This window comes from Amycolatopsis ultiminotia, from assembly GCF_039536925.1.
In the GTDB taxonomy this organism is placed as follows: Bacteria; Actinomycetota; Actinomycetes; order Mycobacteriales; family Pseudonocardiaceae; genus Amycolatopsis; species Amycolatopsis ultiminotia.
In genome coordinates, this window is the sequence record NZ_BAAAZN010000015.1 from 1 (window position 1) to 12,550 (window position 12,550).

Genomic DNA, 12,550 nt, shown 5'->3' on the forward strand with positions numbered 1-12,550 from the left:
GGTCGCCGGTCGCCGGTCGCGGGTCACCGGGCGCGGGTCACGGGTCGTGTGGGCGGTGGCGCGGGGCGCGGGTCGCCGGTCGCCGGTCGCCGGTCGCCGGTCGCGGGGCGCGTGGGCGGTGGCGCGGGTCGCCGGTCGCCGGTCGCGGGTCACCGGGCGCGGGTCACGGGTCGTGTGGGCGGTGGCGTGGGGCGCGGGTCGCAGATCTCGTAGTACTCGCTCCTGGCTCCCAGTGCTCCCAGCCCGGACCCGATACGACCGGCAAACCCGCTGACGAACGACCCAGCGCCGAGCCACCATCGACACCACCCGGCGCCGACCCCGGCCACCGGGCGCAGCTCAGCCACCAGTCACACCAGTCACACCGGCACACCGGCACACCGGCACACCGGCACACCGGCACACCGGCACACCGGCACACCGGCACAGACCGCCGGTACACCACCAACCACCAGCCCAAACCTGCCACCGCTGTCCACCGGCGACTCGGCCGCCGGCCCCGGACGCCGTGTTCGCCGTTCGCCGCCAGTCGTCCCGGGTGTCCGGTCGTTCTGGGCCCCCGCCGCCCCGACGCCCCGACGTCCAGAGGGCCACCCCGTCCCGAGGTCCCACCGCTGTCCGGGGTCTCCGACCTCCGGAACCGGCCCGGGGCGCGAACGGTCCGCTCGGTCCGGCCGGGGGCGCGACGGGCGCTGCGTTGCAGGCCGGAGCGGTCACGCTCGGCGATCATTGCCGTGGGCCGGTGCCGGAGTTGCCGGCGATGTCCGGGAGTGACCGGGACTCTCGCGCCGGATCCGGTGGGGCGGGCCCGTCCGGTCGGTCCCCCGGCCTAGAATCGGCCGGGTGGCGCACCCCGATCAGGCCGCGCAGGCCGTCCGTTCCCCCGCTCGCGAGACGCTGCACCGTGTCTTCGGGTACGACGCATTCCGCGGCGACCAGGAAGAGATCGTCGAGCACGTGGTGGCGGGCGGCGACGCGCTCGTGCTGATGCCGACCGGTGGCGGGAAATCGTTGTGCTACCAGATTCCGGCGCTCGTGCGGCCCGGGGTCGGCGTGGTGATCTCCCCGCTCATCGCGCTGATGCAGGACCAGGTCGACGCGCTGCGCAACCTCGGCGTGCGCGCCGGGTTCCTCAACTCCACCCAGGATTTCGCGCAGCGCCAAGAGGTGGAGGAGGCGTTCGTCGCGGGTGAGCTGGACCTGCTCTACCTCGCACCGGAGCGGTTGTCCGTCGAGTCCACCGTGCGGCTGCTCGACCGGGGCGAGGTGGCGCTGTTCGCGATCGACGAGGCGCACTGCGTTTCCCAATGGGGCCACGACTTCCGGCCCGATTACCTGATGCTGTCCGCACTGCACGAACGCTGGCCCGACGTACCGCGGATCGCGCTCACCGCCACCGCGACCGAAGCCACCCACCGGGAGATCTCCGCCCGCCTCGGCCTCGACGGCGCCCGGCACTTCGTCGCGAGCTTCGACCGGCCGAACATCCAGTACCGGATCGTGCCGAAGAACTCACCGCAGAAGCAGCTGCTGGAACTGCTGCGCACCGAACACCACGGGGACGCGGGCATCGTGTACTGCCTGTCCCGCGCATCGGTGGAGAAGACCGCGGAATTCCTGGTGCAGAACGGAATCACCGCACTGCCCTACCACGCCGGGCTGGACAAGGCGACCCGCGCGCGGAACCAGGCGCGGTTCCTGCGCGAGGACGGGCTCGTGGTGGTGGCCACCATCGCGTTCGGCATGGGCATCGACAAACCGGACGTCCGGTTTGTGGCGCACCTCGACCTGCCCAAGTCCGTGGAGGGCTACTACCAGGAGACCGGCCGCGCGGGCCGCGACGGGCTGCCGTCCACCGCCTGGCTCGCCTACGGGCTGCAGGACGTGGTGCAGCAGCGCAAGATGATCGACAACTCCGAGGGCGACGAGGCGCACCGGCGCCAGCAGGCCGGGCACCTCAACGCGATGCTCGCGCTGTGCGAGACCGTCACCTGCCGGCGGGTGCGGATCCTGGCCTACTTCGGCCAGTCCGGCGAACCGTGCGGCAACTGCGACACCTGCCTCGCCCCGCCGGAAAGCTGGGACGGCACCGTCCCCGCGCAGAAACTGCTGTCCACTGTGGTCCGTCTCCGCAACGAGCGGCGGCAGCAGTTCGGCGCGGGCCAGATCATCGACATCCTGCTCGGCAAGACCACCCCCAAGGTCACCCAGTTCCGGCACGACACGCTCACCGTGTTCGGCATCGGCACCGAACTGCGCGAACCCGACTGGCGGGCGGTGGTACGCCAGCTGCTGGCGCGCAACCTGCTGGCGGTCGAAGGCGATTACGGCTCGCTGGTGCTGACCGAAGGGTCCACCGGGGTGCTGAACGGTTCCCAGCAGGTGATGCTGCGCCGCGAACCCGAACGCGCGCCCCGCGCCGCCAAGGCGTCCCGCCGGGGCGCGCCGGCCGCCGAACTCGCACCCGAGGCAGCCCCGGTGTTCGAACGGCTGCGTTCCTGGCGCGCGGCCACGGCGAAGGAACAGGGCGTCCCCGCATACGTGATCTTCCACGACGCCACCCTGCGCCAGATCGCCACGCAGCGCCCGGCTTCGCTGTCGGAGCTGGGCACCGTGAACGGAGTGGGCGAGAACAAACTGGCCAAGTACGGCGAGGGGGTGCTCGCCACCCTCGCAGCCGAGTGACCAAGCGGCCGAGTGACCGAGTGACCGGTGGTGCGTTCCGACCGCAAGTACGACAGTTGTCGCTTCCTCGTCCCCGGAGAGTCGGCAATCGTCGGATGTGCGGTGCCGGGTGCGGCGGTGAGAATCACCGGTGACCCGGAGAAACGCGGAGGTTGCGGTGGAGTTCATGTCGCAGGAGCACATCGACGCGATGAACGGGTTGCTGGCCGGTTCCGCGGAAGTGTCGGCCGCGGCAAGGGAATTGCCGCGCGAGTACGTGCTCGCCTACGAGCTCACCGACGGTCCGGCGGACGGCGCGACCGTCCACTGGCAGCTGCGGTTTGCCACCGACGGTCCGACCTTCGCGCTCACCCCCGCTCCGGACGCGGACGTGCTGCTTCGCGGTGATTGGCGCGAGGTGGTGACCGCAGCGGCGCGCAGCCGGCGGGGCGAGGAGCCGGTCGAGGACGGGCTGCGCACCGACGGGGACATCGAATCGTTCATGGCGGCAGTGGGCGAACTGTTCGCCGTCGCCAGGAAGGTGGCGACGCTCGAAACCACTTTCCCGGTCTGACCGGCGCCGGCGAGGCACTGGCGACGATCGTCGAGCAGGTGGCGGGCAAGGGACAACAATTGTCGGCGGTGGCGGCCGGGAATGTGGTGCACGATCGGACGCACGCCGGCCGCCTCGCAGCGCGTCGCCGCCGGGCCGGTTCGCCCCGTTTCCGCTACTGAGGAGAACAGCCTGATGACTACTGGCCACGCCGGGTTCGATCGGTTCATCGAGGGTTTGGACGCCTTCGTCACCGGTGGCGCGATCCTGCCCGCCTGGTCCCCGGACGGCAAGTGGCTGGCGTTCCTGGAAGGCACGGCCGAGGAGCGCACCGGACGTCTGGTCGACCTGGAATCCGGGCGCACCGAGCCGCTCGTCGCCGATGTGGCCGCGCTGCGGAAAGCGGTCCGTGCGGCGACCGGGCAGACCCCAGCCGGGACGGGGCTGCCGTTCGAGCACATCGGCTTCGCCGGTCCCCGGCAGCTGTCCGCGATGGTCGGCTCGGCCACTGTGACGGTCGATCTCGACAGCGGCGAAGTGGCCGAACTGCCCACGGAACGGCCGATCGACCTCCACATGGAACTCGCCGACAGCGTTCGCCGGACACCGAAGGAGTTCCTGCGCACCGCGCCGCTGACCGACCCGATCAAGGCGCGGGAACTCGGTTCCCCGCAAGGTACTGCGTTCGTGTCCACAGTAGACGGAAACATCGTGCTGCGCTCGGTCGCCGACAACCGGACGGCCCGGCTGACCACGGACGGCACGCCCGAACACGAGTACCGCTTCGACCTGGTGGACCCGCAGCTGACCGCGCTGGGCATGGCGTTCCCGGTGTGCAACTGGTCGCCGGACGGCTCGCGGATCGCCGTCTACCGCGTCGACAACGAAGGCGTGTACCAAGCTCCTCAGGTCCACCACCTCAAACGCGGGGACGAGGTGGTCCACCGCTACTTCGCGCAGGCAGGCGGCCGACTCGAACGCACCACGCTGCACGTGCTCGACGTCTACGGCGGGGCACCGGTGGAGCTCGACCTCGGCGACACGACCGACACCTACCCGGTGCACGGGGCCTGGCTGCCCGACGGCGCGCACTTGGTGGTCTTCGTGCTGCGCCGGGACTGCCGCCGGGCCGAGGTGCTGCTCGCCGACGCGAGGACCGGACAGACCCGGCCGCTGTTCAGCGAGGAGGGCGAAACCTTCCTGCGGATCCACCACGACGTCTACTACGGCAAGAAGATCGGCCTTTTCCGCACCCCGGACGGAACCCGGCTGCTGTGGCTGTCCGAGCGCTCCGGCTGGAAACACCTGTACCTCTACGACCTCGAAGGCACCCTGATCCGCTGGCTGACCGACGGGGAATGGCCGGTCGACTACGTGCACCGCGTCGACGACGAGTACGTCTACTTCACCGCGCATCAGGACCAGACCCGGCCCTACGACGTGCATCTGGCACGAGCACCGCTCGCAGGCGGCTCGGTCGAGCGGCTCTCGGAGCAGCCGGGTGTGCACGCAGCGATATTCTCGCCGAACGGCGAAACATTCATCGACACCTTCTCCACGCCCGCCGAGGCGCCGCGCAGCGTGTTGCGGCGAGCGGACGGTGCCCTGATCTGCGAACTGTCCACCGCCGATACCTCGAACCTGGAATGGACGCCACCACAGCAGTTCACGGCCACCGCCGCCGACGGGGAAACCGAGCTGTGGGGCGTGCAGTTCTTCCCGGCGGATTTCGACCCGACAAAGCAATACCCGCTCATCGAATACGTATACGGCGGTCCGCAGATCGCGGTGGCACCGCACGCGTTCAACAGCCACTTCGCCAAAGCCGTCCACGCACTGGCGCAGCTCGGTTACGTCACCTTCGTCGTCGACGGGCGGGGCACACCGGAACGCTCGAAGGCATTCCACGACGTGGTGACCCAGGACTGGGCTGCCGGCCTGGTGCCGGATCACGCCGCGGTCGTCGAGCAGCTGAAGCAGCGGCACGGCTATCTCTCGGAAGCGAAAGTCGGCGTCGTCGGGCACAGCTGGGGCGGGTACTCCGCATTCCGCCTGGCCGCCGAACGCCCGGACGTCTACGCCGCGGCGGTGTCGTCCGCGCCGGGATTCGACCCCTATTCGTCGGTGCTCTACGAATGCTATCTCGGCTTTCCGCAGACCGATCACGATGCGTACCGCAACGCCACGCCCTATCCGCTCGCGGCGCAGCTGTCGGCGGAATTCCTGCTCGCCTGCGGAACGATCGACCACGCCACCTGGACCGACAGCATCAAGATGTCCGAAACGCTGATCCGGGCGGGGAAGGACCACGAGTTCGTTCTCCTGCCCGAACAGCCGCACGGCTACGACGCGGTGCACGACAGCTACTTCTGGCGCAAGGTCGCCGCCTTCTTCCGCGCGCACCTGCAGGAGGGGAACCGATGACCGGCCCGGCCACGTCCGCACTCACGCAGATCGCGGACGACGCATGGGCCCACGTGCTGGCGACGCAGCCGTTCTTCGCGCTGCGCGGGGACCATCGGGTCGAACAGCTGCCGCACGGATCGCTCGAGCAGGCGCGGCGCGAAGCAACGGTGGGCCGCTCCATCCGGACGCGGTTGCGCGAGGTCGACCCGGCCGGTTTGTCCGCGGACGACCGGAACACCTTGGCCCTGCTGAACCATCTCGGTACCGAATGGAGCGAAGCCGAGGACAGCTGGTGGTGGCATTTCCCGGTCGCGCCCTACCAATCCCACGAGCTCGCGCTGTACGGCAGCCAAGTACTTCGATCCGTTTCGCTGACCGAGCCCTCCGATGTCGACCGCTGCCTTTCGCTGGCGGCCGATATCGCCGCGTGGGCGCGGTGCGCACGGGAAAGGCTGGCCGGCCAGGCTGAGCGGGGCTGGGGTGTGCCGAAGGCCGCCCTCGACGGTTTCGTCGCCACAGTGCGCGGGCATTGCGCCGGTGCCGGGGAGTGGCTCCGGCCGGGCGATACCCGGCAGCTCGGCCCGGCCGACAGCGGCCGGTTGACCGACGGCGTCGAGAAAATCTTCACCGGCGAGGTCGTTCCCGCTTTCGACGCACTGCTGGAGTACTTGACCGGGCCGGCGAAGAACACCGCCGTGGACGGGGTCGGCCTGTCGCAGTACCCCGGCGGGGAGCAGGCGTACCGGAAGCTGGTCGAACGGTATGCGACCTTCGCCATCACGCCCGAGGAAGTGCACGAACTCGGGCTCGAACAGGTGGCACTCCTGGACGAGCAACTGGCCGAGGTGCGCGCGGAGGTGGGATTCGACGGCGGCGAGCGCGAATACCAGCACGTACTCGAAGCGGACAAGCGCTTCCACGCACCGGCACCGGAGGTGGTCGAAGACACCTACCGCAGGCATCTGAGCGCGGTGGCGCCGGTCGTCGGCCGGTTGTTCCGCGTGCTGCCCCAAGCGCGGTACGGCGTCGAACAGCTCGATCCGGCGCTTCAAGCGGGCATGTCCTTCGGATACTACGAACCACCCACCCCACAGCGCCCGATCGGCCGCTACCGGTACAACGGATCCGGTCTGGACACCCGTTCACAGATCAGTGCCGCAGCACTGATCCTGCACGAACTCGTTCCAGGACACCATTTCCACCTCGCCAGGCAGGCCGAAGACACCGGCCTGCACCCGATCCGCGGGCAACTGGCGCCGCTGGCCCTCGGTGCCTACACCGAAGGCTGGGGCGAATACGCGGCGTCGCTCGGTTTCGAAATGGGCGTGTACACCGATCCGTGGGATCGCTACGGCGCGTATCTGCATCAGCGCTTCGTCGCGCAGCGGCTGGTCGTCGACACCGGTCTCAACCTGTACGGCTGGTCACTGGACAAGGCCGCGGAATACCTGGCGGTCAAGACGATGGAATCCCCGCAGCAGATCGGCACCGAAACCCTGCGCTACGCGACCGACCTGCCGGGACAGGCGCTCGGTTACCGGCTCGGCTGGCGCAAGCTGTGGCAGCTGCGCCGGCGAGCGGAAACCGCCTTTGGCGCCGCCTTCGACGTACGCGACTTCCACGAACAGATCCTCGGTGCCGGCGCGCTCCCGTTCACCGCGGTGGAAGACAACGTGGACCGATGGATCACCGGCAGGTAGCAGCGCACCGGGTCACCTTCGGTTCGCGCAGGCGATGCAGGTCCGCGTTGCCGGCAGGGCCGTGAGCCTGCCCTCGGCGATCGGGCCGCCGCAGCGTTCGCAGATCTCGTAGACGCCGGCGCGGACCCGCTCGGCCGCTTGTCCGAGCGCAGCGAGGTCGTCCTGGGCTTGCCTCAGCAATGCCTGGACCTGCTCCCGTTCGAAGGCGATGGTGGCACCTTCCGGATCGTGTTCGTCGTCGCCGCTGGTGAACTCCGACGACGCCACGATCTCGTCCCGCTGCCGTGCCAGCGCCGCGGCCAGGTGCGCGGTCTCCGACCGTGCCCTCTCGACCAGCTCCATCGCGGCGTGCTCATCCATGCCGTCGCCTCTCCCGGACCGCCGCCTCGACATCGACACCGGACACCGGCGAACCGTTGAGACGGGCAGGTACCCCCGCGACCCTACCGCCGGGTCCGGGATGGTGGCGCGGGCCGGTCAGGCCGGGCCTTCGAGTGAGACCAGCACGGTGCGCAGGTCGTCGTTGAGCCGGTGCTGCGCGGACGGGCCGAGCGACGACAGCAGCGCATGTTCCGCGCGGCTCTTCACGCCGAACACCTCCATCGCGCGCTGTCTGCCCGCCGGGGTCAGGGCGACCAGTACCGAGCGGCGGTCGTCCGGGTCGAAGTCCCGGGTCACCCAGCCGTTGCCTTCGAGCCTGCGCACCCGGTTGGTCACCGCGCCCGAGGTGAGCTGCAGCTGGGCCATCAGCGCGCCCGCGCTGAGCCGGTGCTGCGGCTCCGCGCGGACCAGGCAGGCCAGCAGTTCCAGTTCCCACAGCTCGATCCCGTGCGGGGCGAGCTCGCGCCTGATCTCGGTCTCCAGCCGGTGGGCCAGCCTGCGCACCCGGTAGGCCAGCGCCTTGGCCACCCGGACCTCCGGTTCGTCCCGGTCGGCGATGACCTCGAGCATCCGGTCCACGTAATCGCGCTGCGCCATCGTCATCCCCCGGAGGGTACGGCGCGGTGGTCCGGTTCGGTCCACGCGGCGATCGCCTCGGCGAGCCCGGCGGCGGACGGCGCGGCGTGCGCGACGTAACCATCCGGCCGGACGAGCACGGCTCGCACGTCGCGCCACGCTTCGCGCCGCGGAACCGCTGCGGTGCGCACGTCGACGTACTCGGAGCCGAGTCCCGACAAGGATCCCTCTGCGGTGAAATCGAGCAGCAGGAACCGGTCCGGGCGCAGCTCGCGGTGCACGGTGCGCCGGGTCAGGGACAGGTCCGGGACCCGGGTGCCGGTGAGCGGATGGGCACCGTCCGGGCCCGGATAGGCCACCGCCAGCCCGGACAGCCGGAGCGCCATCTCCCTGGCGAACTCGCCGCCCTCGGCGATGAAACCGCTGAACAGGTCGCGCAGTGCGGCGCCACCCGGGTTGAAGGTGTGCATCAGCGCGTCCTGCGCCCGGGTGCTGGCGACCAGCTGGTCGGCGACCGGACGTCGTTCCGCCTGGTAACCGGCGTCGCCGGTGATCAGCCGTTCCGGCGCCCGGCCGTGCACCTCGGCGGCCAGCTTCCAGGCGAGGTTGACCGCGTCCTGGACGCCCACGTTGAGCCCCTGGCCACCGGCCGGCAGGTGGACGTGCGCGGCGTCGCCGGCGAGCAGGACGCGGCCGGTCCGGTAGGCCGCGGCCCGGCGGCCGGAGTTGCTGGTACGGGCAAGCCAGGCCGGGCTGTGCACGCCGAAGTCCGTGCCGCAGATGGCGACCAGCGATTCGGTCAGCTCCGCGAAGGTGAACGGCTCGGCCTGCCGGCGGCGCACCTCCTCGGCCGGGAGCCCGACGTCGGCGGCCCGGACCCCGAAGACGCGGATCGTGTCGCCCGGCAGCACCAGGAAACTGGCGTGCCCGGCGTCCTGGTTCCAGTGGTGGGAGTAGTCCTCGATCGGTTCGGCGAGCTGTACGTCGGCCACGAACCCGAGGTGATCCGGTGCGGTACCGGGGAAATCGATGCCCGCCGCCCGCCGCACCGCACTGTGTGCCCCGTCCGCGCCGATCAGGTACCCGGCGGAACGCCAGACCCCGCCGGCCCGGACCCGCACTGCATCACCGGTCTGCTCGAGCCCGGTGACCGCACTGTCGTAGTGCACCGGCACCCCGCGGGCACGCAGCGCTTCGGTGAGCACGAGTTCGGTCTGCCACTGCGGGATCCGCAGCACGAACGGGAACGGCGTGTCGAGGTCCCGGTAGTCGAGATGGTCCGGCAGCGTCGCGAAATGCGTGTCGGGAACCTGGCTCCCCCGGGCGAGCAGGACGTCGGCGACCCGCCGGCCGTCACCGCTGCCGAGCATCGTGAGCACTTCAAGGGTCCGCGGATGGACAGTGGTGCCTCGCGTTTCGCGACCGGGCCCGCCCCGGCGCTCGTGCACCTCGACGCGGACGCCTGCCGCGTCCAGCAAGGCAGCAGCGGTCAGCCCGACCGGTCCGCCGCCGGCAACAATGACATCCATTAACGTGAAGATAACGAACGTTGACGATCAGGGCAAGGGGCCGCCCGGGTGCCACCGCGGCAGCATCACTCGGCCAGATCACTGGCCAGGTCGTCGACCTCGATCGCCGCGACCGGACAGGAGTCGGCGGCCGCCCGGACCGCGTCCAGCCGACCGGCCGGCGGCCGGGGTTCCACCAGCCGCACCCAGCCGGCCTCGTCGGTGCCGAAGACGTCGGGTGCCGCGGCTCGGCACGCGCCGTTTGCCATGCACCACTGCGGATGCACGGTGATCCGCACGTCGCTCACAGCACCACCGGCCGCTTCTCCCACCCCCGGGAGACGGAATTGAGCGTGCGGCGCACGGCGGGTTCGGTGCCCGCGTGGAATCCGGGGTGGCGCCGCAGCATTTCCTCGAACACCACCTGCCCCTCCAGCCGTGCCAGCGCCGCGCCGACGCAGAAGTGGATGCCGTGCAGGAAAGCCAGATGCTTGCCGTTTTCGCCGCGGTGCAGGTCGAACCGCCCGGCGTCGGGGAACACGCGCGGATCACGATTGGCGGCCGCGATGCACGGCGAGACCAGCGATCCGGCCGGCAGGCGCTGCCCGCCGACCGTGGCGTCCTTCGTCAGCAGCCGGATGGTCAGATGCAATGGCGGGTCGATCCGCAGCATCTCTTCGATGGCGTCCGGCAGCAGTGCCGGGTCGGCGGTGATCTCGGCGCGTGCGCCCGGATTGTCCAGCAGCAGAGTGCTGCCGTTGCCGATCAGATTGGTGGTGGTCTCGTTGCCTGCCACCAGCAGCAGCGCGAGCTGCGCGATCAGCTCCACCTCGCCGAGCACGTCGCCGTCGTCGGTCCTGGTGTGCACGATGGTGGAGATCAGGTCGCCGGCAGGCCGCGCCCGGCGCTGCGCGGCCAGGTCGGCGAGGAAGTCGAAGAGCGCCAGGCTGGTGCGGATCGCCTCGTCGCGCCGCGCACCCTGCACCATCGGGTCGAAGGTCGAGGCGTAGGCGAAGGACCAGGTGCGGAAGTGGCCCCAGGCCTCGCGCGGGACGCCGAGGATCGAGGCGATCACGGCCACCGGCACGTCGGCGGCCAGCCGTGGCATCAGGTCCACTTCGGTGCCCGGCTCGAACTCGTCGAGCAGCGCGGTGGTCGCGTCCAGCACGGCAGGGCGCCAGCGTTCGACCGCCTCGGGGGTGAACGCCGCACGGAACGTCGAGCGGATCCGCGTGTGCACCGGCGGATCCGCGAACATGAACAGCCTGCCCGCGATCTCCGCGAACCGCCGGTGCTCGGCGTCACCGGCGTCGTGCATGCCCGCGGGAGTGACGTCGAACAGGTCACTGGAGAAGGTGCGGAAGTCGGTGGCGATCCGCCGCACGTCCGCGTACCGGGTCACGAAGTGGCTTTGCAGCAGCGACGAGTAGTGCACGCCGTCGCCGGTCTCGCGCAGCTCGTCGTAGAGCGGGAACGGATCCTGGACCACGCCGCCGAACAGGTCCGCGAAGACCTCTTCCGTGGTTCGCGTGCCGCTGGTCGCCATGGCGCCTCCCGGATCCCGTCGACTGTGACGTGCGTAACGAGCAGTCTGACCAGGCGATCAGGCAAAGTCAACACACCGTCGACAATTGTCGAGGGTTCGTCGAGTGTGTCCGGGGCCGGCCGCCGGACGGCACGGGTAGCGTCGAACCATGACCTCGCGAGCCCGCACCCCGGAGGCCGGCGGCAGTGGCGACGGAACCGGTTCCCGCACCGGACGGACGCGCCGGTTCGACGATTCGGCCCGCAAAGGCGATCGACGCCGCGAGCAGCTCCTCGAAACGGCCGAGCGGCTGCTCGAGACACACGCGCCGGGTGAGCTGACCATCGAGCGCGTCGCGGAGGCCGCGGGCGTGTCCCGGTCCAGCCTGTACTTCTACTTCCAGGGCAAGTGGGAGATCGTCGACCAGCTGATCGAACGCGCCTCGCAGCAGATGTTCGAGCGCGACCGCACCCTGGAGGCGACGTCCGACCTCCCGTCGTATCTGCGCGCGATCGTCACCGCCGCGGCGGAGGGCTGGCGGCAGCACCGCGTGGTCTTCCTGGCGGCGACGGAGCGCTCGGCCCATGCCGACGAAACCACCGACCGCTGGCGGTCCACCATGGGCCGGTTCGCCGACGCCATCGCCCGGCGCATCGACGCGGAGCCGGACCACGCCGCGGCGGTGGCCGCGCTCGGCGGTTCGCGGGCGGCGGCCGAGATCGTGTGCTGGATGGTCGAGCGCAACCTGTTCATGCATTTCTCCCGCCCGCACCGGCGGGCGGAGACGGATCAGCTGGTCGGCGCACTGGCGGTCGCCGCGCTCCGCATCATCGGCGTCGCAGACCGGGCCTGACGTGGTTTCGCCGCAGCGCCCGCGAAACAGCGGCGCCGCGGCGAACTGCCTTTCGCGGTCGACAAACCTCTCCGAACGGTGCCGGGCACCGGACCGGCCGCCGCCGGTCCGCAGTGCACCGGCGGGTCGTCCGCGTCACGAGACGACCCGGGTCAGTGCCCCGGGCGGCGGTGGGTCGCGTCCGAGACCTTGCGGACCGCACCGTCGATCTGGCTGTGGTAACGGCCCTTCGTCTTCTCGTCGGCGAAGCGGGCGGCCTTGCCCACCGCCTGGTTGACCTTCTCGGGGTTGCGGCGCACATACGAGCCGACCGCGCTCGCGGCGCTGGCCAGCACGGTCAGTCGCTTCATCATCGCCATGGCGGTCCTCCTGCAATCGCGGCTT

At 70.5% G+C, this 12,550-nt stretch carries 11 protein-coding genes; 5 read left to right on the plus strand and 6 right to left on the minus strand.

The window, feature by feature from the left end; genetic code table 11:
* Positions 1–843 precede the first annotated feature (843 nt).
* The 4 genes from recQ to ABD793_RS29305 all read left to right on the plus strand — a co-directional run bounded on the left by recQ (position 844) and on the right by ABD793_RS29305 (position 7,323).
* Entirely contained in the window at positions 844–2,685 is a 1,842-nt protein-coding gene (gene recQ, locus ABD793_RS29290; RefSeq protein WP_344865786.1) for a DNA helicase RecQ, read from the plus strand.
* Positions 2,686–2,815: 130 nt separating this feature from the next.
* Positions 2,816–3,238, plus strand: a complete 423-nt coding sequence (locus tag ABD793_RS29295) for a hypothetical protein (RefSeq protein WP_344865788.1) — start codon at positions 2,816–2,818, stop codon at positions 3,236–3,238.
* A gap of 174 nt (positions 3,239–3,412) precedes the next feature.
* On the plus strand, positions 3,413–5,641 hold the full coding sequence (locus tag ABD793_RS29300; protein ID WP_344865790.1) for a S9 family peptidase: 2,229 nt from the start codon (positions 3,413–3,415) through the stop codon (positions 5,639–5,641).
* Positions 5,638–7,323, plus strand: coding sequence for a DUF885 domain-containing protein (locus ABD793_RS29305; RefSeq protein ID WP_344865792.1), 1,686 nt, complete (start codon positions 5,638–5,640; stop codon positions 7,321–7,323). The genes ABD793_RS29300 and ABD793_RS29305 overlap by 4 nt, the downstream gene beginning before the upstream one ends.
* A 12-nt stretch (positions 7,324–7,335) precedes the next feature.
* On the opposite strand, the gene ABD793_RS29310 is transcribed toward ABD793_RS29305, so the two are convergent.
* From ABD793_RS29310 to ABD793_RS29330, 5 genes are all read right to left on the minus strand, one after another.
* Positions 7,336–7,683 carry a TraR/DksA family transcriptional regulator gene (locus ABD793_RS29310; protein ID WP_344865794.1) on the minus strand — a complete coding sequence of 116 codons (348 nt, stop codon included), beginning with the start codon at positions 7,681–7,683 and terminating at the stop codon, positions 7,336–7,338.
* Positions 7,684–7,800: 117 nt separating this feature from the next.
* Positions 7,801–8,307, minus strand: a complete 507-nt coding sequence (locus ABD793_RS29315) for a MarR family winged helix-turn-helix transcriptional regulator (protein ID WP_344865795.1) — start codon at positions 8,305–8,307, stop codon at positions 7,801–7,803.
* Positions 8,304–9,809 carry an FAD-dependent monooxygenase gene (locus ABD793_RS29320; protein WP_344865797.1) on the minus strand — a complete coding sequence of 502 codons (1,506 nt, stop codon included), beginning with the start codon at positions 9,807–9,809 and terminating at the stop codon, positions 8,304–8,306. Before ABD793_RS29320 ends, ABD793_RS29315 begins: the two co-directional genes overlap by 4 nt.
* Positions 9,810–9,874: 65 nt before the next feature.
* Positions 9,875–10,096, minus strand: a complete 222-nt coding sequence (locus ABD793_RS29325; protein ID WP_344865799.1) for a ferredoxin — start codon at positions 10,094–10,096, stop codon at positions 9,875–9,877.
* A complete protein-coding gene (locus ABD793_RS29330) occupies positions 10,093–11,334 on the minus strand; it encodes a cytochrome P450 (RefSeq protein WP_344865801.1) in 1,242 nt (413 codons plus the stop codon). The genes ABD793_RS29325 and ABD793_RS29330 overlap by 4 nt, the downstream gene beginning before the upstream one ends.
* Before the next feature lie 148 nt (positions 11,335–11,482).
* Between ABD793_RS29330 and ABD793_RS29335 the strand changes: the two genes are divergently transcribed.
* Complete coding sequence (locus ABD793_RS29335) at positions 11,483–12,166, plus strand: TetR/AcrR family transcriptional regulator (RefSeq protein WP_344865803.1); 684 nt, start codon at positions 11,483–11,485, stop codon at positions 12,164–12,166.
* A 152-nt stretch (positions 12,167–12,318) separates the two neighbouring features.
* Here the strand turns inward: ABD793_RS29335 and ABD793_RS29340 are convergent, their stop codons facing one another.
* Positions 12,319–12,525, minus strand: coding sequence for an antitoxin (locus ABD793_RS29340; RefSeq protein WP_344865806.1), 207 nt, complete (start codon positions 12,523–12,525; stop codon positions 12,319–12,321).
* Between the last annotated feature and the right edge of the window lie 25 nt (positions 12,526–12,550).